Source organism: Pseudomonas sp. TZ252 (genome assembly GCF_056110345.1).
In genome coordinates, this window is sequence record NZ_CM148566.1 from 2,675,188 (window position 1) to 2,698,976 (window position 23,789).

At 68.2% G+C, this 23,789-nt stretch carries 22 protein-coding genes; 6 read left to right on the plus strand and 16 right to left on the minus strand.

Going from position 1 to position 23,789, the window contains the following annotated elements:
• Both ACYAF3_RS12295 and ACYAF3_RS12300 read left to right on the plus strand, forming a co-directional pair.
• Positions 1-666 (plus strand): TetR/AcrR family transcriptional regulator, encoded by a 666-nt coding sequence (locus ACYAF3_RS12295; RefSeq protein ID WP_003083903.1) that lies wholly within the window; start codon positions 1-3, stop codon positions 664-666.
• Positions 667-671: 5 nt separating this feature from the next.
• On the plus strand, positions 672-1,262 hold the full coding sequence (locus tag ACYAF3_RS12300) for an IMPACT family protein (RefSeq protein ID WP_003102213.1): 591 nt from the start codon (positions 672-674) through the stop codon (positions 1,260-1,262).
• Positions 1,263-1,268: 6 nt separating this feature from the next.
• Here ACYAF3_RS12300 and siaD read toward each other — a convergent pair whose 3' ends face one another.
• From siaD to ACYAF3_RS12365, 13 genes are all read right to left on the minus strand, one after another.
• On the minus strand, positions 1,269-2,096 hold the full coding sequence (siaD, locus tag ACYAF3_RS12305) for a biofilm formation regulator diguanylate cyclase SiaD (RefSeq protein WP_003083910.1): 828 nt from the start codon (positions 2,094-2,096) through the stop codon (positions 1,269-1,271).
• 6 nt (positions 2,097-2,102) lie between these two features.
• Positions 2,103-2,483, minus strand: coding sequence for a biofilm formation regulator SiaD modulator protein SiaC (gene siaC / locus ACYAF3_RS12310; protein WP_003102215.1), 381 nt, complete (start codon positions 2,481-2,483; stop codon positions 2,103-2,105).
• A gap of 26 nt (positions 2,484-2,509) precedes the next feature.
• Entirely contained in the window at positions 2,510-3,052 is a 543-nt protein-coding gene (gene siaB / locus ACYAF3_RS12315; protein ID WP_003083916.1) for a biofilm formation regulator kinase SiaB, read from the minus strand.
• Between the two features lie 8 nt (positions 3,053-3,060).
• Complete coding sequence (gene siaA, locus ACYAF3_RS12320; RefSeq protein WP_003112649.1) at positions 3,061-5,052, minus strand: biofilm regulation protein phosphatase SiaA; 1,992 nt, start codon at positions 5,050-5,052, stop codon at positions 3,061-3,063.
• Between the two features lie 262 nt (positions 5,053-5,314).
• Entirely contained in the window at positions 5,315-6,364 is a 1,050-nt protein-coding gene (locus ACYAF3_RS12325; RefSeq protein WP_017001811.1) for a protein-glutamate methylesterase/protein-glutamine glutaminase, read from the minus strand.
• 19 nt (positions 6,365-6,383) lie between these two features.
• Positions 6,384-6,986: a chemoreceptor glutamine deamidase CheD gene (gene cheD / locus ACYAF3_RS12330; RefSeq protein WP_003102220.1), complete on the minus strand. Its 603-nt coding sequence runs from the start codon at positions 6,984-6,986 to the stop codon at positions 6,384-6,386.
• A gap of 5 nt (positions 6,987-6,991) precedes the next feature.
• Positions 6,992-7,834 (minus strand): CheR family methyltransferase, encoded by an 843-nt coding sequence (locus tag ACYAF3_RS12335; protein ID WP_003102222.1) that lies wholly within the window; start codon positions 7,832-7,834, stop codon positions 6,992-6,994.
• Between the two features lie 69 nt (positions 7,835-7,903).
• Positions 7,904-9,943, minus strand: coding sequence for an aerotaxis transducer Aer2 (aer2, locus tag ACYAF3_RS12340; protein ID WP_003112650.1), 2,040 nt, complete (start codon positions 9,941-9,943; stop codon positions 7,904-7,906).
• Between the two features lie 35 nt (positions 9,944-9,978).
• On the minus strand, positions 9,979-10,464 hold the full coding sequence (locus ACYAF3_RS12345; protein WP_003083938.1) for a chemotaxis protein CheW: 486 nt from the start codon (positions 10,462-10,464) through the stop codon (positions 9,979-9,981).
• Positions 10,451-12,313 carry a chemotaxis protein CheA gene (locus tag ACYAF3_RS12350; RefSeq protein WP_128669673.1) on the minus strand — a complete coding sequence of 621 codons (1,863 nt, stop codon included), beginning with the start codon at positions 12,311-12,313 and terminating at the stop codon, positions 10,451-10,453. The genes ACYAF3_RS12345 and ACYAF3_RS12350 overlap by 14 nt, the downstream gene beginning before the upstream one ends.
• A 27-nt stretch (positions 12,314-12,340) precedes the next feature.
• Positions 12,341-12,706, minus strand: a complete 366-nt coding sequence (locus ACYAF3_RS12355; RefSeq protein WP_003083943.1) for a response regulator — start codon at positions 12,704-12,706, stop codon at positions 12,341-12,343.
• A 197-nt stretch (positions 12,707-12,903) separates the two neighbouring features.
• The gene (cttP, locus tag ACYAF3_RS12360) at positions 12,904-14,088 is read right to left on the minus strand and encodes a trichloroethylene chemotactic transducer CttP (protein WP_009875676.1); all 1,185 of its coding nucleotides are present in this window, start codon (positions 14,086-14,088) and stop codon (positions 12,904-12,906) included.
• A 180-nt stretch (positions 14,089-14,268) separates the two neighbouring features.
• Positions 14,269-15,201 (minus strand): LysR family transcriptional regulator, encoded by a 933-nt coding sequence (locus tag ACYAF3_RS12365; RefSeq protein WP_003083951.1) that lies wholly within the window; start codon positions 15,199-15,201, stop codon positions 14,269-14,271.
• 116 nt (positions 15,202-15,317) lie between these two features.
• Between ACYAF3_RS12365 and ACYAF3_RS12370 the strand changes: the two genes are divergently transcribed.
• Positions 15,318-16,070: a 3-oxoacyl-ACP reductase family protein gene (locus ACYAF3_RS12370; RefSeq protein WP_003106691.1), complete on the plus strand. Its 753-nt coding sequence runs from the start codon at positions 15,318-15,320 to the stop codon at positions 16,068-16,070.
• A 99-nt stretch (positions 16,071-16,169) separates the two neighbouring features.
• Here the strand turns inward: ACYAF3_RS12370 and atsA are convergent, their stop codons facing one another.
• The 3 genes from atsA to ACYAF3_RS12385 form a co-directional block, all read right to left on the minus strand.
• Positions 16,170-17,780, minus strand: coding sequence for an arylsulfatase AtsA (gene atsA, locus ACYAF3_RS12375; RefSeq protein WP_003106692.1), 1,611 nt, complete (start codon positions 17,778-17,780; stop codon positions 16,170-16,172).
• Between the two features lie 86 nt (positions 17,781-17,866).
• Positions 17,867-18,706, minus strand: a complete 840-nt coding sequence (locus ACYAF3_RS12380; protein ID WP_003106693.1) for an ABC transporter ATP-binding protein — start codon at positions 18,704-18,706, stop codon at positions 17,867-17,869.
• Positions 18,703-20,319, minus strand: a complete 1,617-nt coding sequence (locus ACYAF3_RS12385; RefSeq protein ID WP_003106694.1) for an ABC transporter permease — start codon at positions 20,317-20,319, stop codon at positions 18,703-18,705. Before ACYAF3_RS12385 ends, ACYAF3_RS12380 begins: the two co-directional genes overlap by 4 nt.
• Before the next feature lie 266 nt (positions 20,320-20,585).
• Between ACYAF3_RS12385 and ACYAF3_RS12390 the strand changes: the two genes are divergently transcribed.
• From ACYAF3_RS12390 to ACYAF3_RS12400, 3 genes are all read left to right on the plus strand, one after another.
• Positions 20,586-21,647 (plus strand): ABC transporter substrate-binding protein, encoded by a 1,062-nt coding sequence (locus ACYAF3_RS12390; RefSeq protein WP_003107197.1) that lies wholly within the window; start codon positions 20,586-20,588, stop codon positions 21,645-21,647.
• 417 nt (positions 21,648-22,064) lie between these two features.
• Entirely contained in the window at positions 22,065-22,880 is an 816-nt protein-coding gene (locus tag ACYAF3_RS12395; protein WP_003107194.1) for a TauD/TfdA family dioxygenase, read from the plus strand.
• On the plus strand, positions 22,877-23,758 hold the full coding sequence (locus ACYAF3_RS12400; RefSeq protein ID WP_003107192.1) for an AEC family transporter: 882 nt from the start codon (positions 22,877-22,879) through the stop codon (positions 23,756-23,758). The genes ACYAF3_RS12395 and ACYAF3_RS12400 overlap by 4 nt, the downstream gene beginning before the upstream one ends.
• Positions 23,759-23,789 lie beyond the last annotated feature (31 nt).

Genomic DNA, 23,789 nt, shown 5'->3' on the forward strand with positions numbered 1-23,789 from the left:
ATGACCCTGACAGTGCCCGCCCACGACCCGGCCGCCCGCGACAAGCCGGCCGGGCGCATCCGCCAGAAGAACGAGGAGGCGATCCTCGCCGCGGCCGAGGAGGAGTTCGCCCGCCACGGCTTCAAGGGCACCAGCATGAACACCATCGCGCAGAACGTCGGCCTGCCCAAGGCCAACCTGCACTACTACTTCGGCAACAAGCTGGGCCTCTACACGGCGGTGCTGAGCAACATCCTCGAACTCTGGGACAGTACCTTCAACACCCTCGGCGTCGACGACGATCCGGCCGAGGCGCTAGCCCGCTACATCCGCGCCAAGATGGAGTTCTCCCGCCGCTACCCGCTGGCCTCGCGGATCTTCGCCATGGAGATCATCAGCGGCGGCGAGTGCCTCACCGCGCATTTCAACCAGGACTACCGCAGCTGGTTCCGCGGCCGCGCCGCGGTATTCGAGGCCTGGATCGCCGCCGGCCGGATGGACCCGGTGGATCCCGTGCACCTGATCTTCCTGCTCTGGGGCAGCACCCAGCACTACGCCGACTTCGCCAGCCAGATTGGCCTGGTCACCGGCCGCAAGCGCATGTCCAGGCAGGACTTCGCCGCCGCCGCCGACAACCTGGTGCGGATCATCCTCAAGGGCTGCGGACTGACCCCGCCGGCGGCCTGAACGCGATGCCGAGCACCCTGCAAGGCCTCGCCGAATACCGCGAGGAAATCCGCAAGAGCCGCTTCCACACCATCGCCGCGCCGGTGGCCGACGAGGACGAGGCGCAGGCGTTCATCGCCGCCCACCGCGACGCTTCCGCCGGACACAACTGCTGGGCCTGGAAGTGCGGCGCGCAGTACCGCTTCAGCGACGACGGCGAACCCGGCGGCAGCGCCGGGCGGCCGATCCTGGCGGCCATCGAGGGACAGGACATGGACTGCGTGGCGGTGCTGGTCAGCCGCTGGTTCGGTGGCATCAAGCTCGGCACCGGCGGCCTCGCCCGCGCCTATGGCGGCGGCGCGGCCAAGTGCCTGCAGCAGGCGCCGCGCAGCGAGCTGGTCGAGCGCTGTCGGGTGCGCTTCGCCTGTGCCTTCGCCGACCACGCGCTGCTCAAGGCGCGCAGCCTGGCGCTGGGCGCCAGCGTGGCGGCCGAAGACTACGGCGCCGACGGCGTCGTCCTGACCCTGGAGTTGCCGGTGGCGCGCTTCGAGGCGCTTCAGGCGCTGCTGGTGGACCTCAGCCGAGGCCAGGTGCGGCCGCAGCGGCTGGACGCCTGAGGAGGCTCAGCGCGCTGGAGCCGGGCGGGAAGGGGCAGGAAGCGGCGGGAGCGCGGCGAACACGCATTTGTCGCGGCCGCTGCGCTTGGCGTCGAGCAGTGCGGCGTCGGCGCGATTGACGGTCTGCGAATAGGTTTCGCCGATGCGGTGTTCGGTAACGCCGACGCTGGCGGTGACGCTCAGCGCCTCGGTGCCGACGCGTACCGCCAGGGTCCGTACGCTGTCGCGCACCCGCTCGAGTACCGGGCCGGCGTCCTGCAGGCGGGTCTGCGGCAGCAGCAGGAGGAATTCCTCGCCGCCCCAGCGGCCGCAGAGGTCGTATTCACGTAGCTCGGACTCCATGGCCCGGGCGATTTCCACCAGCACCCGGTCACCGCTGTCGTGGCCCCAGGTATCGTTGACCTGCTTGAAGAAGTCCACGTCGAGCATTGCCAGCACGTAGCTCTGGCCGTGGCGCTGGGAGCGTTCGTTCTCCTCCCTGAGGCGCTCCAGCAGCATGCGTCGGTTGGGCAGGCCGGTCAGCGGGTCGCGGATCGAGGCTTCCTTCAGCGCCAGGTTGAGGTCGCGCATCATCTGCTGGTAGCGGTCGGAGATCCGCGCCACCTTTTCCAGGCGCCGCAGCTGCTTGTGGTAGCGCTCGGACAGCGACAGGTTCTGCTCCCGCGCCATCGACTGGAAACCGTCGGAGATCCGGGCGATGCGCTCCAGCCGCACCAGTTGCTCCAGCGATTGCTGGCGCAGGCGGGCCAGCGCCTGGTGCAGCGGATGCCCGTGGAACTGCGGATCGGCCAGCAGGCCGTCGATCCAGGCGTCCAGTTCGCGTTCGCGGCTCATCGTCGGCTACTCGTCGTGGGCCTGGATGGCGAAGGGGAAGCTGCAGTCCTCGCGGAACTCCTCGGCCAGCTCGGCGACCCGTTCGTTGCGCCGGTCGTAGTGCCAGCGCAGGCTGACCGGGCGACCGCCCTGGTGGGCCTCTTCGAGCAGGTCGAGGATGTCCATCATGGCCTTGATCGAACTGGTGTTCAGGTACAGCAGGCGCAGGTCCAGTTCCAGCGGCCGCTGCCCGGCGGCGAGGAAGCGCTCGACCCAGTCGATCACCTGGCCGAACAGTTCATAGGAGTTTTCCGGGTAGGAATCGCCTTGCATGGACAGGCGTCCGGCCTGCCAGTCGCCCTGGATGGCGGGCGTGGACTGGGTGCCGGGTATGTGCAGGTCACTCATGATGGTGTTCTTCCTAAAACACGGGGTCAGATCACGGCGCGCAGGCTGAAGAAGGCGCGCCCGTCGGGCTGTTCCTTCAGCGATGCGGCCAGTGGTTCGCTGGACTTGCGGGCGATGTCCAGCAGGCCGAGACCGGCTCCGCTGGCGCAGCCGCTGTCGCGCGGGCGGCGTAGCTGCTCCTTGTAGGCGGCCTTGAGGGCGGCCTTGTCGAGGTTGGCGATGGCCTGGATGCTGCGCACCAGGCTCTGGCCGTCGTCGCGTTCCACCAGGTTGCCGGCGGACACCACGTAGTGGCCGTCCTCGTTGCGGGCGATGGCTACCGTGGCCGCCGCCTCGTGTTCGCCGTAGCCCTTGAGATTGGCGTAGTGGCGGATGTTCTGGGTCATCTCGATGTACACCGCGAAGACGTCCATCGCTTCGCTCGGCTTGGCCTGTTCGGCGTGCAGGTAGTTGCGCAGCGCGTGGCCTATCTCCTCGATCAGGCTGCGCGAGATCGGTCCGTTGAAGCAGAGCAGGATGCGTTGGCGAGTGTAGCTTTCACGCATGGCCAGCAGGTCTAGCGTTTCCATGGGTGCCCCTAGTCGAATCGGAAGGACAGGATGGTGATGTCGTCGCGTTGCGGGTGCTCGCCCTGGTACTCGGCGAGCGTCGCCACGAAGGCCTCGGCCTGCTCGGGGAGCGGCTGCCGCGCGTGGTCGCGGAGCATGTCGGCGAAGCGCCGGCTGCCGAAGCCGAAGCCGTGTTCGCCGCCGGCCTGGTCGAGGAAACCGTCGGTGCTCAGGTAGAAGGTCCAGCCCGGCGCCAGCGGTACCTCGATGTTGCGGTAGTCGCCACGGCGCTTGTCGCCGATCGCCCGGCGCGCGCCCTTGAGTTCCTGGACCTCCTCGCCGTCGCTGGCGTACAGCGAGATCTTCGCCCCGGCGAAGGCCAGCTGGCGGCGCCGGCGGTCGACCCAGACCAGCCCGGCATCCATGTTGGTGGCCAGCGCCTGGGGGATCTGCTCCTGGCTGAGCATGCTGCGCATCGCCTGGTCGGTCTCGCCGAGGATCGCCGCCGGGTCGCGGCTGCCCACCGCCTCGATGGCGTGGTCGATGGCGGCGCGGGCGAGCATGGTCATCAGCGCGCCGGGCACGCCGTGACCGGCGCAGTCGACCACGCCGATCAGGTAGCCGTCGGCCTGCTCGCGGTACACGTAGAAGTCGCCGCCGACCACGTCGCGCGGTTTCCACAGGATGAAGTGATGCTCGCCGAGGGTGGCGCTGAGCTGGCGGTCGGGGAGGATCGCGCGCTGGATCAGGCTGGCATAGTCGAGGCTGTCGCCGATCTTCTTCTGCGCGGCGGCCATCTCGCGGTTGGCTTCCTCCAGCGCCTGGGTGCGCTCCTGGACCTTGTCTTCCAGCTCGGCGGTGTGCCGGCGGACCTGGTCGGCCATGCTGGCGAAGGCCTTCGACAGCGAGCCGATCTCGTCCTGGCGCGCCAGCGGCAGCGGCGTGTCGTAGCGCCCGGCGGCGATCGCCTTGGCCGAGCGCTTGAGGCTGCGCAGGGGGCGCAACAGCAGGCGCTCGACGGCATAGGCGAAGCCCAGCAGCAGGGCCACCAGCAACAGCAGGAACGTGCCCGCCAGCGGCCAAAGCCAGCGGTTGTCGAGGACCTGGGCGGCGTGCAGGTCGACGGCGGTGAGCACGTACCAGCGCAGTTGGGGAATGTAGGCCACGGCGAAGAGTTGCTGGCGGCCGTCGAGGCCGGCCCACAGGCAGTGCACCGAGCCGGCCTTGGCGCGGGCCAGGCGCATGGCCTCGCGCAGGGCGTCGCGCTGTTCCGGCTGGTCGAGCAGGTCGAACACCCGGTGGCGTTCGCTGGCGCCGCCGGCGGCGGAGCTGTAGGCGATCAGGCGGCGGTCCGGGTGGGCCTGGATGGCGCCGTCGTCGCCGACGATCATCGGCGTCACGCCCGGCTCGCGGGCGATGATGAAGTCGTCGAGGAAGCCGCTCAGGTCCAGGCCGCTGCCGGCCAGGCCGATGGGCCGGCCCTGGTCGCGGATCACCAGGTTGAACCAGACCTTGGTCAGGTTCAGCTTGCTGTCGACATTGACGTTGATGTTGTAGGCGGCGCTGTTGCGCAGGGTATTGAAGTACCAGGCGTCTTCCGGGTCGCCGGCCTCCAGGGTGTAGCGCGGCCGTTCGCTGTAGGGTTGGCGGCCGTCGTTGAAGTAGTAGTGGTGGGAGCCGCTGGCGATGATGAAGTAGGCGTGGTCGCGGAAGTCGCCGCGGTAGCCCTCGGCCTCGCGGAAGAACAGCGCGCGGCGCGCCGGGTCGTCTTCCTTCAGCAGCCAGTCGCGGGTCACCACCGATTCGGCGAAACGGCGCGACAACGCCAGTTCGCGGGAGACCGGGGCGAGGATCTTCTGCCGGTGCAGCAGGGTGAAGTTCTTCGCGTAGGCCAGGCCGAAGTGCGTACGGATGTCGTCCATCGCGCGCCAGCCCAGCAGCACCGCCGGGACCAGTGCCAGGGCACAGGCCAGCAACAGCGCCACCACCGATTTGCCGCGCAACCCCCAGTTCGCCGCCATGGCTATCCCTATCAGTTTCTCGCCCGGCCCGCGGCCGAAATCATGGATCGAAAGCGTGTGTCGAACTTTTGGCGAAAGGGCCAATTGTGCAGATGTGCATTATTTCAGGCAACGTAATTTGGTTTTATTTCGCCATTAATTTGACGTCACAATGATGGCGAGCAGGCAAAGGCCCGTGGTTCGGGCCTGTCGTCGGCGGGGTCTCGGCGGGGGAGGTTGCGGGGGGCGGCGAAAAAGCGCAGCGGGCCGGCCAGGATCCCGCTCAGAGGCGGTTGCCGCTGCCGCGCCGGGCGGCTTGCTGGAGCAGCACGGCGGCGATCCGTTCGAGCGGCAGCACGTCTTCCGCGGCGCCCAGTTCCACCGCTTCGCGGGGCATGCCGTAGACCACGCAGGTAGCCTCGTCCTGGGCCAGGGTGTAGCCGCCGGCCTGGCGGATCGCCAGGAGCCCGCGCGCGCCGTCCTTGCCCATGCCGGTGAGCAGGCCGGCGAGCAGGTTGCGCCCGGCGCAGCGAGCCAGCGACTCGAACATCACGTCCACTGCCGGGCGGTGGCCGTTGACCTGCGCCTGGCGGTTCAAACGCACCACGTAGTTGGCGCCGGAGCGCTGCACCTCCATGTGGTGGTCGCCCGGCGCGACCAGGGCGTGGCCGGGCAGTATGCGGTCGCCGTCGCGCGCTTCGCTGACGCTGAGCCGGGTCAGGCGATCCAGGCGCTCGGCGAAGCTGCGGGTGAAGCCGGGAGGCATGTGCTGGGTGATGACCACCCCGGGACTGTGCGCCGGCAGGCCGAGCAGCACTTCCTTGAGCGCCTCGGTGCCGCCGGTGGAGGCGCCGAGGGCGATGATCTTCTCGGTGCTGAGCAGCGGCGCCGCGCTTTCCGGCGGCGCCGGCGCGTCCGCCGCACGGCGGCGCAGGCGGGCGCGGGCGACGGTCTTGAGCTTGGCGCGGATTTCCTCGGCATAGGCCTGCATGCCTTCGGCGATGCCCAGCCGGGGCTTGGCGATGAAGTCCACCGCGCCCAGTTCCAGCGCGCGCAGGGTGGCTTCGGAACCGCGCTCGGTGAGCGAGGAGATCATCAGCACCGGGGTCGGCCGCGCCTTCATCAGCTTGTCGAGGAAGGTCAGGCCGTCCATTCGCGGCATTTCCACGTCGAGGCTGATCACGTCCGGCGCGTGCTGCTTGATCAGGTCGCGGGCGACGAAGGCGTCCGGCGCGCAGCCGACCAGGCGCAGCTCCGGGTCGGCCTGGATGATCTCCTTGAGCAGGCTGCGGATCAGGGCGGAATCGTCGACGACCAGGACACTGATGGGCATGGCGAGCTCTCCCGGAGAGTCAGAACAGGTCGATGGGGCCGCCGTCCGCGTTGCGGTCGATACGGCGGCGGTAGTCGCGTTCACGCTGCAGCACGGTGTCGTTCTTCAGCTCCACCAGGGACTTCACCAGGACCCGGCCATTGCGCGGGAAGAAGTAGATCTTGCGCGGGAAGGCCTCCAGCACGTCGCTGGCGAGCAGCGGGATACGCTCGGTGGCCAAGTAGTCGAGGGTGAACTCGACGTTGCGCTGGCCGATGGCGGCGCTGATCTGGCGCAGTACCGAGCCGCCGCCGAAGACCTTGGCCTGCAGGCGCTCGCGGCTGGCGCCGAGGGCCAGCATGCGGTTGATCAGCAGTTCCATGGCGTGGCTGCCGTAGCGCGCCGACGGCGAGGCCGGGTCGCCGCCGAGGCCGCGCTCGGGGAGCATGAAGTGGTTCATCCCGGCGATGCCGTTGAGCGGGTCGCGCAGGCACACCGAGACGCAGGAGCCGAGCACGGTGACGATCACCAGGTCTTCGCCGCTGGCGAAGTATTCGCCGGGCAACAGCTTCACCGCATCGCAGGCGAAGTACGGATCGTAGTAGCGGTTCAGCGGCGCGCCTTCCCGGGCCTGGAGATTCATCGAGATCAGGCCGGGCTGTAGACGGTCTGGCCGACGGAGCGCACCAGGTGGCTGGCGTGGACGAAGTTCTCCGAATGCCCGGCGAAGAACAGGCCCTCCGGCCGCAGCAGGGCCACCATGCGTTCCAGCAGGCGGGTCTGGGTCGGCTTGTCGAAGTAGATCATCACGTTGCGGCAGAAGATCGCGTCGAGTTCCCCGGCGATCGACCAGTCTGCCTCCAGCAGGTTGATCTGGCGGAACTCCACCAGTTGCCGCAGTTCCTCCACCACCCGCGCCTTGCCGGCGTTGGGCCCGGTGCCGCGGAGGAAGAAGCGTTTCTTCAGCGGCGCCGGCATCTGCTCCAGGCGCTCCAGCGGATAGACGCCCTGGCGGGCGCAGTCGAGCACCCCGGTATCGATGTCCGAGGCGACGATCTTCACCGGCGGATCGAAGCTGCCCAGCGCCTCCACCAGGGTGATGGCGATCGAATAGGGTTCCTCGCCGGTACTCGCCGCCGCCGACCAGATGCGCAGCGGGCGATGCCGCTGCAACTGGCGGCGGGCGAGGTCGGCGAGCAGGGGGAAGTGGTGGCGTTCGCGGAAGAATGCGGTGAGGTTGGTGGTCAGCGCGTTGACGAACAACTGCTGCTCGCCCGGCTCGCGGTCGAGGTGGGTGAAATATTCGGCGAAGCTGCCGAGCCGCAGCAGGCGCAGGCGCCGCGAGAGGCGGCTATAGACCAGTTGCGCCTTGCTCTCGGCCAGGCTGATGCCGGTCAGCCGGTAGAGCCGCTCGCGTACTTGCTGGAAGTCCTCGCGGGTGTAGTGGAACTCCTGGTTGCCGAACACCGGCGAAGGCGTGGAGGTGGGCATTGGCGTCGGGTTTCCCTGGTCGACCCTAAGGGCTTGCCGCCCTCCGCCTGGCGGAGGCGCGGCGTGGTCTCAGAACTCTTCCCAGCCGTCTTCCTTGCGCGCCTTGCTGGCCCGCGCCATGCCGCTGCGGGCCAGCGGCGCCGGCGCGCTGGGGCGTGGCGCGGACGGCCGCGCGCTGGCGAGCTGGACCACGCTCGGCGGAGTGTCCAGCCTGAACACCGCCACCGACTGGTTGAGCAGGCCCGCCTGCTCCTGCATGGCCTCGGCCGCGGCCGCGGCTTCCTCCACCAGCGCGGCGTTCTGCTGGGTCATGTCGTCCATCTGCGAGACCGCGCTGTTCACCTCTTCGATGCCGGTGCTCTGCTCGGCGGAGGCGGCGGCGATCTCCGACATGATGTCGGTGACCCGGCGGATCGCCACCACGATGTCGCTCATGGTCTGTCCGGCCTGGGCCACCAGGGTGTTGCCGTTCTCCACCTTGTCCACCGAGTCGGAGATCAGCGTCTTGATCTCCTTGGCCGCGGCGGCGGAGCGCTGGGCGAGGGTGCGCACTTCCCCGGCGACCACCGCGAAGCCGCGGCCCTGCTCGCCGGCGCGGGCTGCCTCGACCGCGGCGTTGAGGGCGAGGATGTTGGTCTGGAAGGCGATGCCGTCGATCACCCCGATGATGTCGGCGATCTTGCGCGCCGACTCGTTGATCGAGGACATGGTGCTGACCACCTTCTGCACCACGGTGCCGCCCTGGGTCGCCACTTCCGAGGCATTGGCCGCCAGCGAGTTGGCCTGGCGGGCATTCTCGGCGTTGAGCTTCACCGTGCTGGTCAGTTCTTCCATGCTCGAGGCGGTTTCCTCCAGGCTCGACGCCTGCTGCTCGGTGCGCGCCGACAGTTCGGCGTTGCCGCTGGCGATCTCGCTGGCGGCGGTGTTGATGGTGTCGGCGGCCTCGCGAATCTGCCCGAGCATCCGCGACAGGCTTTGTGCGGTGTCGTTGGAGAAATCCTTGAGCTGGCCGAAGGTGCCCTGGTAGTCGGCCTCGATGCGCTGGGTGAGGTCGCCCTGGGCCAGCGCCCCGAGCATCCGCGACACGTCGCGCAAGCCGCGGTCGGCGGTATCCACCAGGCTGTTCAGGTCCTTCGCCAGCCTGAGGAAGAAGCCTTCCTTGCCGGCCTCCTCGACGCGCTTGCTGAAGTCGCCGGCGGCCGCCGCCTGCACCAGTTGCGAGACTTCCTGCTCGGCGCGGTGTTCCTCGGTGCGGTCGGTCCATTGCACGGCGGAGCCGAGGCGTTCGTTGGCGTCGTTGAACACTGGCACCACGTCGAGGGAGAAGCGCCGGCCGCCGAGGTTGAGCTCGGCCTTGTGCACGCCGGTGAGGTTGGCCAGCAGGTGCCGCTGGTGCGCCGGATTCTTGTGGAACACGTCGATGTTGGCGCCCATCAGGCGGCCGGCGTCGAAGTTCGGCAGTTGCTTGCGGATATCCGCTTCGGCGCGACCGAGCATCTCGCTGACGGTGCGGTTCATGTAGATGATGTTGAGATCGTTGTCGGCGATCATCACGTTGGCCGAGACGTTGTCCAGCGCGCTCTTGATCCGCGCGTTGTAGGCCGCCGTGGCCAGTTGCGCCGAGGTCGCCTCGGCGGCCCCGCGCAGGCGTTCGCGAACGCCGTCGATGGCTTCGGTGATCTGCGCCTTCTTGCCCGGCAGGCGGTCCATCAGCGGCTCGAAGTTGCCCTGGCCGTAGGCGGTGACCACGCTGACCACCTTCATCTTCACCGCGATGTGCGCGGCCACCAGTTCGTTGACGCCCTTGGCGATGCGCGCCGCGCGACCTTCCAGGCGTTCGGCGGGAATCGTCTGGTCGATCCAGCCGGCTTCGTGCTGGCGGCTCATCTCCGCCAGCCCCGCCTCCAGGCTTTCCACCTGCTGGAGTTCGGCGCGTTGTTCGCGCAGTTGCCGCTGCAGCGCCCGCAGGCTGTCGTAGAGACGCTCGTAGCCGGGCGCCGGGGCCTCGCCGACGGCGGTGTCGAGCTGGCCGTCGGCGAACGACTGGAGGAGCGTGGCGATCCGGTCGGCGCGTTGCTGCGCCACCGCATGTGCATTGAACAGACCCATTTCGATATCCCCTGCCTATCCCTCGTTGGCGCCGCTCAGGCCGCGGCTTCGTCGACCAGCGCCATTTCGCGGCTGGTCATCAGTCTCTCGATGTCCACCAGGATCAACATGCGCTCGCCCGCGGTGGCCAGGCCGAGCAGGTATTCGGTGTCGAAGCTGGCGCCGAACTCCGGCGGCGGCCTGATCGCGTCGCCGCCCAGTGCGATCACGTCGGATACCGAGTCCACCACCACGCCGACGATGCGCCGGCCGATGTTGAGGATGATCACCACGGTGAACGGGTCGTAGGTGACCTCGGCGAGGTGGAACTTGATGCGCAGGTCGACGATCGGCACGATCGCCCCGCGCAGGTTGATCACGCCCTTGATGAAGGGCGGCGCGTTGGCGATCGCGGTGACCTGGTCGTAGCCGCGGATCTCCTGCACGCGGAGGATGTCGATGGCGTACTCCTCGCGGCCCAGGGTGAAGGTCAGGTATTCCTGCGCCGGGCCGTTCGCCTGGCTTGCCTCAGTGCCGTTCATCGGCGGTGTCCTCCCGCGCCGCCAGGCGTGGCAGCGCATCGACGTCGAGAATCAGGGCGACGCTGCCGTCGCCCATGATGGTGGCGCCGGCGATACCCTCCACGCGGCGGAAATTCTGTTCCAGGCTCTTGATCACCACCTGCTGCTGGCCGACCAGTTCGTCCACCTGCAGGGCGAAGCTGCGCCCCTCGGACTCGAGGATCACCACGATGCCCTGCTCCGGCGCCGGCGCTTCGCCGCCGATGCGCAACAGCTCGTGCAGGCTGAACAGCGGCAGGTACTCGCCGCGTACGCGGATCATCGCGTTGTCTTCGCCGCCGAGGCCGCGCACGTCGTCGCTGCGCGCCTGCAGCGACTCGACGATGTAGGTCAGCGGAATCACGTAGTTGACCGCTTCGACGGCGACGATCAGGCCGTCGAGGATCGCCAGGGTCAGCGGCAGGCGGATGCCGATGCGAGTGCCCATGCCGGGCGCCGAGTCGATGTCGATGCGCCCGCCCATGGCACCGATGTTGCGCTTCACCACGTCCATGCCGACGCCGCGTCCGGACAGCTCGGTGACCGTCTCGGCGGTGGAGAAGCCGGGCATGAACACCAGTTGCCAGACCTCGGCGTCGCTCATCCCGTCATGCACCGGCAGGTTGCGCTCGCGGGCCTTGGCGAGGATACGCGGACGCGACAGGCCGCGACCGTCGTCGGAAACCTCCACCACCACGCTGCCGCCCTGGTGGCTGGCGGCGAGCTTCACCGTGCCGCTCGCCGGCTTGCCGGCGGCGAGGCGTTCGGCGGGCGTTTCGATGCCGTGGTCGATGCTGTTGCGGACGATGTGGGTGAGCGGATCGCTGAGTTTCTCGATCACGCTCTTGTCCAGTTCGGTGTGCTCGCCGTGCAGGTGCAGCTCGACCTGCTTGCCCAGGCGCGTGGCGGTGTCGCGCACCAGCCTGGGGAAGCGGCTGAAGATGAAGTTGATCGGCAGCATGCGGATCGACATCACCGACTCCTGCAGGTCGCGGGTGTTGTGTTCGAGCTGGGCCAGGGCGTGCTGCAGGCGCTCGTGGCGGCTCGGGTCGAGCTGCTCGCCGAGCTGGCCGAGCATGGCCTGGGTGATCACCAGTTCGCCGACCAGGTTGATCAGGCTGTCGATCTTTTCCACGCTGACCCGGATCGAGCCGGACTCGCCGTCGCCACGCACTGGCGCGACTGCGCCCCTGGCCGTCGCGGCGACGGCTTGCGCGGGCGCACTGGGCGCGGCGGGGCTGCCGGGGGCGCCGTCGAACAGGCCGAAGGCGCGTTCCTCCGCCGGTGGGGAACCCGGTGCCTCATCGAAGAGGCCGAACGCTTCGCTCGCGGCCGGTGCGCCGGGCGCCTCGTCGAAGAAGCCGAAGGCATCGTCGTCCGCGGTTTCCCTGGCGGGCGCGTCGTCGAACAGGCCGAAGCCTTCCTCCGCCGCTTCCTGCTCCGGCACCCGCAGCCAGCCGCGCAGCCGCTCGACCGTCTCCAGCAACGGCACCCCGGGGTCGGGACTGCCGCTGCGATGGGCGTCGAGCAGGCGCTGCAACACGTCGCGGGCTTCGAGGAAGGAACTGATCATGTCCGGCCGCAGGTGCATCTGGCCGCAGCGGATGCGGTCGAGCAGGGTCTCCAGTTCGTGGGTGACGGCGGTGATGTCGTCGAAACCGAACATTCCGCTGGAACCCTTGATCGAATGCGCGGCGCGGAAGATGCCGTGCAGCGTCTCGCTGTCCGGCCGGTCCAGGTCGAGACCGATCAGGAGGAGTTCGAGGGTGGCCAGGTGTTCCTCGGTTTCCTCGAAGAACACCTGGAGAAACTGGCTCATATCCTGGGGCATGGGACCTCCCCCGCGGGGGAACGGGAATCAGGGCAGGACCTTGCGCGTCACTTCGAGCAGTTTCGGCGGGTCGAACGGCTTCACCAGCCAGCCGGTGGCGCCGGCGCTACGCCCCTGCTGCTTCATCGCGTCGCTCGATTCGGTGGTCAGCATGAGGATCGGCACGCTGCGGTAGCCGGCCAGGTTACGCAGGCTGCGGATCAGCGACAGGCCGTCCATGTTCGGCATGTTCTGGTCGGTGAACACCAGGCTGTAGCTCTTGCTCTGGGCCTTGCCGAGGCCTTCCTTGCCGTCCGCGGCCTCGTCCACCTCGTAGCCGGCGGACTTCAGGGTGAAGCTCAGCATCTGGCGGATAGACGCCGAGTCGTCGACGATCAGAATCGGTTTGCCCATGGTCTTGCGTCCTCACGGTGTCCCTACCGCAGCGCCAAGTTCGGCGGCGAAGGTGGTGTGTGCCAGGTGGCTGTGACGGAGGGCTCTGATGGCCCTTTGCTAGTTCCAGTAAAGACAATGTCCGGTGGATTTCAATTATTGGCGCCGGTTTCTCGTCGGATAGTTATCCGGTTAGACGGATTGGCTATCGATACCCCTCAGAACAATTCCACTTCGCCCACGTTGACGCTGTTCTGGCTCACCGGGCTGGGCAAGGGCCGGCGCAGTTCCTCGACCTCCCGCGCGACCCGTTCGGGCCATTCCTGGCGCGGCCGCGCCTCCAGCGCGCCGAGGCCGAGAGCGAAAGCGCCAAGACGCGCATGGTGCTTGCGCATCTGGCCGAGCAACTGGCTGCCCATGTCCTGGAATTGCAGGGCGGTGACCGCCGCGTCGACGCCCTGGCCGACTTCCAGCGAGAGCCGGTCCAGTTCGTGGATGACCTTCAGGGTGTGCCGGTTCATCGCCTCCAGGTCATCGAGCATGCCCTGGATCTTGTGCTTGGAATCGAGGGCGAAGGACATGTCCTTGTCGGCCAGTTGCGAGATCGCGCTCTCGGCGTCCTGGATCTCGTGGTGGACCACGTCGACGTGCTTGCGGATGGCGGCGGAAAACTCCGTGGAGCGGGTCGACAGCGCGCGCACTTCATCGGCGACCACGGCGAAGCCGCGGCCGCTCTCGCCGGCTCGGGCGGCCTCGATGGCGGCGTTGAGGGCGAGCAGGTTGGTCTGCTTGGCGATGGCGTCCATGTCCTGGGTCGACTGCAGGATCTCGGTGATCTTCAGGCGCACCTGGTCCATGCGTTCCACCAGTTGCTGCGAGGTCCGGCTGGTTTCCAGGGTAGCCTCGACGAACAGGCTGAGGGTCTGCTGGGTGGTCCTGACGAAGTCCTGGAAGTTGATGCCTTCGTCGACCTGGCCGCGCCCGTCGTAGCGCTCGATCAGCGAATGGGACAGGCCGCGCTGGGTATCGATGCGTTCGGCGAGGCCGTGGAAGCTGTCGCTGAGCTGGCGGATCGCCGAATGCAGCAGTTCGTCGATCTGCCGGGCGTGACCGTCCAGTTGCGCGGTTTCGTCGGCGAGCGCCCGTTGCGCCGCGCTCCAGGCCGGCGAAGCGGCATCCGCCTGCGGGTTGGCATTCGCTACCGCTTGCCGAGGGGCGCGCAGGAGGAGGACGAGCATGGCCAGGCTGGCGAACCAACCGAGCGCCAGGACCAGCCAGACGCCGAGGCCGACGGCATGCAGCCCGGCGCACAACGCCCAGGGTAGGGAAAGCAGGCCCAGCTTCAGCAGCAGGGGCCGGGATGGTAACGAAACACCGAGGGACTCGCGCATGCTGCACTCCATGTGCCGGATCGGAGCAGGGCTTCCAGGCGGTCCCTCGGGACCGTGCGGAAGACGCCTTCCAAGCTCGTCGGCGGCGTTTTCTAAAACTAGAGTCCCAATCGGTAATGTCAAACTGCCGTTTTTCCGGCGAGGCCGGTGCCAGGGCCTTTTCCCGTTTGCCGAGGCGACGGATGGCTGGCGCTAGCCGGTTGGGAAGGCGGAGAAGCGCCGGGCCAGGTCCTGGCGGCGGAAGTAGTCGACGACGAAGTCGACGAAGACCCGGGTCTTGGCCGGTAGCAGCTTGTTCGCCGCGTAGTAGAGGCTGGTGTTGCCGGCGTCGACGTACCAGTCCGGCAGGACCCGCACCAGGGCGCCGGACTCCAGGTAGGCATAGGCGTGCTGCATGCATACCAGGGTGATGCCCAGGCCCATGGCGGCGACCTCGCAGGTGGCTTCCGGGTCGCTCATGGTCATGCGTTCGCGCAGCTCGATCGGCGCCTCCTCGCCGTTGCGCCGGCGCAGCGGCCAGGAGCGCACGCGGCCGGTCTGCGGCGAGCGGATGCGGATCCCGTCGAAGCCGCCCAGGTCGCCTGGATGGCGGATTGGCGGCTTGTCGCGGAGGTAGGCGGGCGAGGCGAGGAGGATCAGGTGGCCCGGCGTCAGGTTGCGCGCCACCACCCCGGGCGGCAGTTCGAAACCACCGCCGATGGCGGCGTCGAAGCCTTCGCCGATGAGGTCCACCTGGCGATTGTCGAAATGCCAGTCGGGCACGATGTCGGGATAGCGTTCGAGGAACTCGCCGAGCAGCGGCAGGATGTAGTCGCGGCCGAAGGCCAGCCCCATGCTGACCTTCAACGTGCCGCTGGGTTGGTTGCCGACGCTGGAGACGTTGGCGAGAGCGGTCTGGATGCCCTCCAGGCTGCCGCCGACCTCTTGCAGGAAACGCTCCCCGGCTTCGGTCAGGGTCAGGCGCCGGGTGCTGCGCTGGAACAGGCGCACGCCGAGGTTGCTTTCCAGGCGGGCGACGTTCTTGCCCACCCCGGCCGGCGTCAGGCCCAGGCGCCTGGCGGCCTCGGCGAAGCTACCGGCCTCGGCGCTGCGGACGAAGCACTGGATGTTGCTGAGGGTTTCCATGGGAAAGGGCCCGCATAAACCATTGGTATCGGCTGAATATAGCGATTACCCGCTACCAGGTCTGCAATGGACGACGGAAACTCGGGGCCTGTCTATCCACTCCGATGGAGATTTCCATGTCCGTATCCTCTGCATCCCTCGCCGGCAAAGTCGCCTTCGTCCAGGGCGGTTCCCGCGGCATCGGCGCCGCCATCGTTCGCCGGCTGGCCGCCGAAGGCGCCAGCGTCGCCTTCACCTACGTCAGCTCGGCGGACAAGTCCCGGGCCCTGGCGGCCGAACTCGAAGGCGCCGGAGCCAGCATCCTGGCCCTGCATGCCGATAGCGCCGACGCGGCGGCGCTCGTCGCCGCCGTCGACGAAGCGGCGGCTCGCTTCGGACGCATCGACATCCTGGTCAACAATGCCGCCGTCCTCGCCCTCGGTTCGGTGGAAGAGCTGCCGCTGGCCGACTTCGAGCGGACCCTGGCGATCAACGTGCGCAGCGTCTTCGTCGCCACCCAGGCGGCGGTCAAGCACATGGGCGACGGCGGGCGGGTGATCAGCATCGGCAGCACCAATGCCGAACGCATGCCGTTCGCCGGCGGCGCCACCTACGCGATGAGCAAGTCGGCGCTGGTCGGCCTGACCAAGGGCCTGGCCCGCGACCTCGGCCCGCGCGGGATCACGGTGAACAACGTGCAGCCGGGTCCGGTGGATACCGACATGAACCCGGACGACGGCGACTTCGCCGAGGCCCTCAAGGGCCTGATGGCGCTGCCGCGCTACGCCCGCAGCGAGGAAATCGCCAGCTTCGTCGCCTACCTGGCCGGGCCGGAAGCGGCCTACATCACCGGGGCCAGCCTGACCATCGATGGCGGTTTCTCGGCCTGACCCGGGTCGCCTCGTTCCACCCGGCGAAGTAGCCCCTCTCCCCGACCTTCTGGCCAGACGTTCCCTCCTGAAGGGAGAGGGCGAGGGGAGAGGTTCCGCTTATCGCACCAGGAAAGGCGAAGCCCCCTCTACGACACCGGTCTCGCTGACGTATCGCTTCCAATGCTCGATCAGCTCCGCCAGCTTGCCCGGCTGGCTGTCAGCGAGGTCGTGGATCTCGCCCGGGTCGCGGGCCAGGTCGTAGAGCTGCCAGGTGGCCGGGCCCACCGGGGCCGGCAGGTACACCGCCTTCCAGTCGCCCTGGCGGATCGCACGCATGCCGAACAGCTCCCAGCCGGTCACGGTGTTCTCGTCGTGGGCCGCCTCGGTCTCGCCGGAAAGCCAACCCAGCCAAGACCTGCCGCGCGGCTCGGCGATCTCGCGGCCGCGCCAGCGCTTGCCTGGGTGGCGGACACCGGCGAGGTCGAGGAGGGTCGGGGTGACGTCCATCACCGTGGCGAAGGCATGGCTGATCGCACCCTGCCGGCTTAGCCGCGGGTAGCGCACCAGCGCTGGCACGCGAATCCCGCCCTGGGTGGTGAATGCCTTGTACAGGCGCGATGGTGCGGTGGCCGCCTGGGCCCAGCGCGGGCCATACCAGACGTAGGAATTGGCGCGGCCGATGTTTTCCAGGCTGTTGTCGTAGTGCCGGTCGAGAAAGCCCAGCAGGTCCGGGCCGAATTTCGGGAACGCCTCCAGCAGGGCGCCTTCGGCGCCGTTGTCGGACATGAACAGGACGAAGGTGTTGTCCAGCTCGCCCTGCCGGCGCAGGTAGTCCACGACCCTGCCGATGTTCCAGTCCATGCGCTCGACCATCGCCGCATAGACCTCCATCGCCCGCGCCGACTTAGCCCGTTCCTCGTCCTCCAGGGCCTCCCACTCGCGGGTCAGGGCGAGCACCGGATGGGCTTCGACGTCCGCTTCCACCAGGCCCAGCTCCTTGAGCCGGGCCAGGCGTTCCTGGCGCAGCGCTTCTGGACCGGCGTCGTAGCGACCGCGGTACTTCTCGACGATCTCCCGCGGCGCTTGCAGCGGCCAGTGCGGCGCGGAGAACGGCAGGTAGGCGAAGAACGGCCGGCTCTGGTCGCGCTCCTTGAGGTATTGCAGCAGCTTGTCGCCGAAGGCGTCGGAGGAATAGAAGCCCTCCGGCAGTGTGTCGAGGTAGCGCTCGTCTTCCACGTAGAGCGCTGGCGTACCCTTGAGGATGCGCGGAGTGCTTTCGTCGTAGGGCGGCTCGAAACCATAGTGGTTGGCGGCGCCCGGCAGCAGCGAGAAGGAACGCTCGAAACCGCGTGCATGGGGCGTCTGTTCCGGCTTCAGACCGAGGTGCCACTTGCCGGCCATGAGGGTCTGGTAGCCGGCCTCGCGGAGCAGCTCCGGCAGCGCCACCACGCGCTCGTTGAGATGCCCTTCGTAACCCGGCTTGCCTTCCAGTTCCGGGGTCAGCGCCTCGGCCATGGTGCCGATCCCGGCGATGTGGTGGTCGGTGCCGGTGAGCAGCATCGAGCGGGTCGGCGAGCAGGTCGAGGCGGTGTGGAAGTCGGTCAGGCGCAGGCCGGCGATGGCCAGGGCGTCGAGGTTCGGCGTGGCGATCTCGCCGCCGAAGGCGCCGATATCGGAGAAGCCCAGGTCGTCGGCGACGATCACCAGGAAGTTGGGGCGTTTGCTCATGCGCGGGTCTCGTCTGGATGGGAGGAGAAGGTGGGGCCCTCGCCCCCGCCCTTCCCGCAGGGGAAAGGGCCAGGGCAAGGGGCTTTTCAGCAAGCGATGAATTCGAAGGGCAGGTTTTCCACCCGTCGCGGCGGCGGCGCGACGTACTCGCCGTCGGCGGTCAGTTCGTGCAGCAGCGCTTCGCGCTGGCGCAGGAAGTCGAAGCCACCGCGCTCGCGCGGATGCGCCAGGCCCACCTCGACCACCCGCCTGATCCGCCCCGGACGCGGCTCCATCACCACCACCCGGTCGGCCAGGTAGAGCGCCTCCTCGACGTCGTGGGTGACCAGCAGGGTGGTGATACGGGTGCGCCGGCGGATCGCCAGCAACTCTTCCTGCAACTGCTGGCGGGTCAGTGCGTCGAGGGCGCTGAACGGCTCGTCGAGCAGCAGCAGGCGCGGGCTGGCCACCAGGCCACGGGCGATCGCCACGCGCTGGGCCATGCCGCCGGACAACTGGTGCGGGTAGGCACGCTCGAAGCCGTGCAGGCCGACCAGGCGGATGTATTCGTCGATCCGCGCCGCCTTGTCGGTTTCGCCAAGGGCTTCGTTGACCAGGCCGAGGGCGACGTTCTGCTGCACCGTCAGCCAGGGGAACAGGCGGTGCTCCTGGAACACGATGCCGCGTTCGCCGCCGATGCCGGCGATTGGCCGGCCGTCGACGCGGATCTCGCCGTCGTAGTCGCGGTCCAGGCCGATCAGCAGGCGCAGCAGGGTCGACTTGCCGCAGCCACTGGCGCCGACGATGGCGATGAACTCGCCCTCGCCGATCTCCAGGTCGAACTGCTGGATCGCTTCCAGTCGCCGGCCGTCCACGGCGAAGTGCTTGCGCACCTGGCGGAAGCTGACCAGCGGGGTGCCCGTGGCGGGCGCGGCGAATGCGTTCATGCGTGTCTCCAGCGCGTGGCGCGCGCTTCGATGCGTTGGCCGAGGGCATTGAGCAGGGCGCCGGTGAGGCCGACCAGGAGCATGCCGGCGCCGATCAGGTCCATGCGGAACAATTGCTGGGCGCCGATCATCAGGCTGCCGATGCCGCCGTCGGAGGGCATGAAGTACTCGGCGCCGATGGTTCCCAGCCAGGCGTAGATCAGCGCCAGGCGCAGGCCGGCGAACACCGACGGGGCGGCACCCGGCAGGACCAGCCGGAGCAGCCGTCGCCAGGGACCCAGGCGCAGCACCCGGGCCGCCTCGCCGAGGCTCGGCGGCAGGCTGGCGATGCCGCGCTGGGTGGCCAGCAGCAGCGGGAAGAAGGCGGCGATTGCGACGAACGTCAGCTTGGCCGGTTCGCCCAGGCCGAACCAGGCGGTGAGCAGCGGTACCCAGGCGAAGATCGCCACCTGCCGCAGTGCCGCGAAAGTGGGGCCGAAGAAGCGTTCCGCCGGGCGCCACAGGCCGAGCAGCAGGCCGCCGAGGAAACCCAGGCCGCCGCCCAGCAGGAGCCCGCCGAGCGTGCGCTTCAGGCTGTCGAACAGGGCGCCTGGGAGGCTGCCGTCGAGCGCTCCGCTCCAGGTCGCCCGCGCCACTTCCAGAGGGCTGGCGAGGATCGCCGGATCGACCCATTCGGCGCTGCTCGCCGACTGCCACAGGAGCAGCAGCGCCAGCGGCGGCAGCCACACCTGCAGGCGCTGCCAGCCGCGTCCCGGCGGGCGCCGGCGGAATTCGCCGGTGGCGGCTTGCGGCCAGTGCAGCAGGCGGCGGTCGAGCCACTGGATGGCGCGGTCCATGCCCACCCCGACCAGGCCGATGATGAGGATGCAGACGAACACGATGTCGAGCATGAACAGTTGCCGGCCCTGCACCATCAGGTAGCCGATACCCTCGCTGGAAGCCAGCAACTCGACCGCCAGCAGCGAGGTCCAGCCCTGCGCCAGGGCCAGGCGCAGCCCGGTGAGGAAGGCCGGCAGCGCCGCCGGCAGGATCAGCCGCCAGACCAGCAGGCGTGGCGGCAGGCGCAGTACTGCGGCGGCTTCGCGCAGCTTGGGCTGGGCGTCGCGCACGCCGACCAGGGTATGGATGGTCACCGGCACCACGACCGCTTTCACCAGCACCACCAGCTTGAGCAGTTCGCCGATGCCGAAGAACAGCATGAACAGCGGGATCCAGGCCAGCGTGGGGATTTGCGCGAGGGCGCTGAAGGTGGGGAAGACCAGGCGCTCGGCACGCGGACTGAAGCCTAGCCAGGCGCCTAGCGCGGCGCCGCTGGCGACCCCGGCGAGCAGGCCCCAGGCCAGGCGCCGCAGGCTGATCGCCAATTCGCTCCAGAGTTCGCCGGCGAGCAACTCGCGGGCGCTCTGCCAGACCAGCTCGGGAGTTGGCAGCACCTGGGCCGACATCCAGTGGCGATGGCTGGCGACCCACCACAGCAGCGCCAGCCCGAGCGGCAGCAACCAGGGCAGCAGGCCGTCCCCCAGGCGCCGGGCGAAAGCCGCGGAGGGCGGCGGCGCCAGGCGCGGCAGGGGCCGGCTCCAGGCGGGCGAAAGGGTTTTATCGATATTCTTCATGGGAATATAAATCGCCGAATAAATGCATTTTTTCGCTAAGAAGGGCCATTTAAAGAAAGGCCCCAGGCAGCGGCAAATGCATTTGGAGAATATTTTCCATGCTCTGGCTGCATATGACGCGGAGAGGCCCGTGCGGCCTGTCATACTGCTTGTGGTTATAAAAAAATGAATTTTTATTATTTATTTTCGAGGCGCCGCTGTGCATAGCTAGCCGCACACCCGCTCCCGGCGGGAATCCCTCTCTTCCCGTTCCAAGGAGCCGCCCCATGAAAGCGCTTACGTCTTCCCTGCTCGGTCTGTTCGCCGCGCCTGTGCTCGCCGGCCTGCTCGGTGCCTACGTGCCGCTGGCGAGCGCCGCTCCGCCGAAGGAAATCCGCATCGCGGTGCCGGACGTCAGCGCCGGCAGTTCGCACTCGGGCGGCGGCGTGGTCGACGTGCTCTACACCCGCCAGTTGCTGGAGAAGGAGTTCGCCAACGACGGCATCACGGTGAAATGGAGCTTCTTCAAGGGCGCCGGCCCGGTGGTCAACGAAGCGTTCGCCAACGGCCAGGTGGACTTCGCCTACCTCGGCGACCTGGCGGCGATCATCGGCAAGTCCGGAGGCCTGGACAGCCGCCTGCTGGCCGCTACCGCGCGAGGGGTCAACCACTATCTCGGCGTGCAGCCGGGCTCCGGGATCAAGACCCTGGAGGATCTCAAGGGCAAGCGCGTAGGCATCTTCCGTGGCACCGCCAGCCAGTTGTCGTTCGACAATGCCCTGGCCAGCGTCGGTCTCAGCGAGAAGGACCTGAAGGTGATCAACCTCGATTTCAGCGCCGCCCTGTCCGCCCTCGCAGCCAGGCAGATCGACGCCACCTGGGGCCTGGCCGGGCTGTTCGCCCTGCGCGACCGCGGCCTCGCGGAAATTCCGCTGAGCACCCGCGACCTGGACGGCGCCGGCACCCTGCAGGCGCTGCTGGTCGGCTCCGGAGCCTTCGTCGATGCCCATCCGGACATCACCGAGCGGCTGCTCAAGGTGCAGTTGCAGGCCCAGGACTGGCTGGCCCGCGAGGAGAACCGCGACGCCTACATCGAACTGGTGTCGAAGCAGGCCAGCTACCCGGTGGTGATCCTGCAGAGCGAGTACCGTGGCCGCAAGCTGGGCGACGCCCTGTCGCCGCGCCTGGACGCCGACTTCCTTGGCCGGCTGGATGCTTCGATCCAGGCGGCCAAGCGTTTCGGCCTGATCCGTCGCGAATTCAGCGCCGAGCAGTGGGCCGCGCCGGAACTGCTGGAAGCGGCCGGCAAGCTGGCGAAGGCCAAGGCCGTGGCGCAAGCGGCGGAGTGACGCCGAGCCGGGGACGGCCGAGGCGGCGCCGTTTCGTAGCAATTTGTAATATGTTTCGAGATTCTTGCACCGACCCAACCAATGACTGGATCGAGCGAAGTATCCAGCCGTTGGTCGGGGATTCTGCGTATATCGCGTCATGAAAGTTTCACGCGGGTAATCCGCAGGTTATTCCGCGATCATTTCGTTCGTTAATCGCCCCATATATTCAGATACAAAATCGGCACTGCCAATTCTTCCAGTTTTCCCTTCCGACAATTCTCCCGACCCTCCCCGGAAACAACTCCAAGTATCTCGCGGCGAACCGCCGCGTCCCGCATCTAGCCTGCCCATCACTACGACAGCGCGGCGCCAGCGCCGGGCCTCGCCCTGCGCGTCGGCGGCATTCCTGATTTTCTTCCGGAGGAGAGCGGTCATATGAATCTCGATAGCAAATTGTTCGACGCGACACTCGATCTCGAACGCGTGAAAGTTTCGGTGAGAACGCTGGTGAAGTTATCCCGCCAGGAACAATCGGCGATCATCCGGACCCTCAACGAGTTTGGTTTCCTGCTGTTGCGCAGCGAACAGGGCGAAGACAGGCAGGAACTTCTCGCGCTCAAGGAGTTGTTCGGCCGCGCCGCCCCCCACCCGCGCGCCGACGCCGACGGCATCGTGCCGATCAGCAATGCGCGGTATGTCAGCGGCTACCTCGGCTCCACGCCGCTGGAGCACAAGCTGCACACCGACGGCGCTTTCCTCGACACCCCGGAGCAATTGTGCAGCCTGCAATGCGTGCGCAACGCCCGGGAGGGCGGGGAGACCCTGCTGGCCAGCGCCGGACTGGCCTTCGAGCGCCTGCGCCGGCGCATGCCGACCAAGCATCTCGGCCTGCTGCGCGGCGACGCCCTGACCATCGTGCGCAAGCACCAGAGCAGCACCCAGCCGGTGTTCCGCCTGAACGGCGAGGCGCTGGGCATCAAGTTCCGGCAGAACGACGGGGCGGCCGAGGTGGTCGAGCACCCTGTGGCGGTGGAGGCCTTCGCCGAACTGGTGGCGGCGCTCGAGGATCCGGCCTGCCAACTGCGGATCAAGCTCGAACCGGGGGAAATCCTGGTGCTCGACAACACCGCGGTGTTGCACGGGCGCACCGCCTTCTGCGCCAACGAACTGCGCGAGATGCGCCGGCTCAACTTCGACGGCCACGGCCGCCTGCGGGCGGAGCTGGAACTGGGCTTCAAGGTGGGGTTGTGATCGCACAGTTCGTCGCGGTGGTGCTGCCGATCCTGATCTGCACCGGGATCGGTTTCGCCTGGAGCCGTTCCGCCGGGCCGGTGGATACCCGCGCGCTGGTGTTCCTGGTGGCCAACGTCGGCTTTCCCTGCCTGCTGCTGTCGTCGCTGGACCGCCCCGGCCTGTCCATTGGCATGGTGGCCGGGGTGTTCCTCGCCACCGCGCTGGCGGTGCTGGCGTTCGCCCTGCTGGGCCTGGTCGCTCTGCGCCTGCTGCGGATGCCAGTGCGGCGCTACCTGCCGTCGATCATGCTGCCGAACTCCGGGAACATGGGCATCCCCATCGCCTACCTGGCCTTCGGCGAGGAGGCGCTGGTGTATGCGGTGGCGTTCTCCACCCTGATCCAGGTGGGCCACGCGACGCTCGGCGTCTGGTTCGCTTCGGGCGATATCACCCCGGCGAGCATCCTGCGCAACCCGATGATCTATGCCCTGGCCGTGGCGCTGGGCCTGATCGCCCTGGGCTGGAGCCTGCCGCCGCCGTTGCGCGATGTGACCCGCCTGCTGGGCGGGATTACCGTGCCGCTGATGCTGGTGATGCTCGGCCTGTCGCTGGCCGGTCTGCGCCTGCACGAGACCTGGCGGCCGTTGCTGCTGTCTCTGGTGCGGGTCTGGGGCGGTTTCGCGGTCGGCTATGGGATCGCTGCCGGCCTGGGCATGGAGGCGGTGGCGGCGGGTACCTTCGCCATCCAGTGCGGGATGCCGACCGCGGTGCTCACCTACCTGTTGGCCAAGCGTTACGACGGACCGGTGAACGAAGTGGCAGGCATGGTGCTGATCACCACGCTGCTGGTGCTGCTCTCCACGCCTTTGTTCATCCAGTTGCTGCCGCGCGCGTGAAGACGATCCGGGCCGCCCCGCGGGGCGGCCC

What these genes read in the sequence shown, in the direction of transcription:
- ACYAF3_RS12295 (WP_003083903.1), top strand. Translation starts at nt 1, where the DNA reads ATGACCCTGACAGTGCCCGCCCACGACCCGGCCGCCCGCGACAAGCCG.
- ACYAF3_RS12300 (WP_003102213.1), top strand. Translation starts at nt 672, where the DNA reads ATGCCGAGCACCCTGCAAGGCCTCGCCGAATACCGCGAGGAAATCCGC.
- siaD (WP_003083910.1), bottom strand. Translation starts at nt 2,096, where the DNA reads ATGAGCCGCGAACGCGAACTGGACGCCTGGATCGACGGCCTGCTGGCC.
- siaC (WP_003102215.1), bottom strand. Translation starts at nt 2,483, where the DNA reads ATGAGTGACCTGCACATACCCGGCACCCAGTCCACGCCCGCCATCCAG.
- siaB (WP_003083916.1), bottom strand. Translation starts at nt 3,052, where the DNA reads ATGGAAACGCTAGACCTGCTGGCCATGCGTGAAAGCTACACTCGCCAA.
- siaA (WP_003112649.1), bottom strand. Translation starts at nt 5,052, where the DNA reads ATGGCGGCGAACTGGGGGTTGCGCGGCAAATCGGTGGTGGCGCTGTTG.
- ACYAF3_RS12325 (WP_017001811.1), bottom strand. Translation starts at nt 6,364, where the DNA reads ATGCCCATCAGTGTCCTGGTCGTCGACGATTCCGCCCTGATCCGCAGC.
- cheD (WP_003102220.1), bottom strand. Translation starts at nt 6,986, where the DNA reads ATGAATCTCCAGGCCCGGGAAGGCGCGCCGCTGAACCGCTACTACGAT.
- ACYAF3_RS12335 (WP_003102222.1), bottom strand. Translation starts at nt 7,834, where the DNA reads ATGCCCACCTCCACGCCTTCGCCGGTGTTCGGCAACCAGGAGTTCCAC.
- aer2 (WP_003112650.1), bottom strand. Translation starts at nt 9,943, where the DNA reads ATGGGTCTGTTCAATGCACATGCGGTGGCGCAGCAACGCGCCGACCGG.
- ACYAF3_RS12345 (WP_003083938.1), bottom strand. Translation starts at nt 10,464, where the DNA reads ATGAACGGCACTGAGGCAAGCCAGGCGAACGGCCCGGCGCAGGAATAC.
- ACYAF3_RS12350 (WP_128669673.1), bottom strand. Translation starts at nt 12,313, where the DNA reads ATGCCCCAGGATATGAGCCAGTTTCTCCAGGTGTTCTTCGAGGAAACC.
- ACYAF3_RS12355 (WP_003083943.1), bottom strand. Translation starts at nt 12,706, where the DNA reads ATGGGCAAACCGATTCTGATCGTCGACGACTCGGCGTCTATCCGCCAG.
- cttP (WP_009875676.1), bottom strand. Translation starts at nt 14,088, where the DNA reads ATGGAGTGCAGCATGCGCGAGTCCCTCGGTGTTTCGTTACCATCCCGG.
- ACYAF3_RS12365 (WP_003083951.1), bottom strand. Translation starts at nt 15,201, where the DNA reads ATGGAAACCCTCAGCAACATCCAGTGCTTCGTCCGCAGCGCCGAGGCC.
- ACYAF3_RS12370 (WP_003106691.1), top strand. Translation starts at nt 15,318, where the DNA reads ATGTCCGTATCCTCTGCATCCCTCGCCGGCAAAGTCGCCTTCGTCCAG.
- atsA (WP_003106692.1), bottom strand. Translation starts at nt 17,780, where the DNA reads ATGAGCAAACGCCCCAACTTCCTGGTGATCGTCGCCGACGACCTGGGC.
- ACYAF3_RS12380 (WP_003106693.1), bottom strand. Translation starts at nt 18,706, where the DNA reads ATGAACGCATTCGCCGCGCCCGCCACGGGCACCCCGCTGGTCAGCTTC.
- ACYAF3_RS12385 (WP_003106694.1), bottom strand. Translation starts at nt 20,319, where the DNA reads ATGAAGAATATCGATAAAACCCTTTCGCCCGCCTGGAGCCGGCCCCTG.
- ACYAF3_RS12390 (WP_003107197.1), top strand. Translation starts at nt 20,586, where the DNA reads ATGAAAGCGCTTACGTCTTCCCTGCTCGGTCTGTTCGCCGCGCCTGTG.
- ACYAF3_RS12395 (WP_003107194.1), top strand. Translation starts at nt 22,065, where the DNA reads ATGAATCTCGATAGCAAATTGTTCGACGCGACACTCGATCTCGAACGC.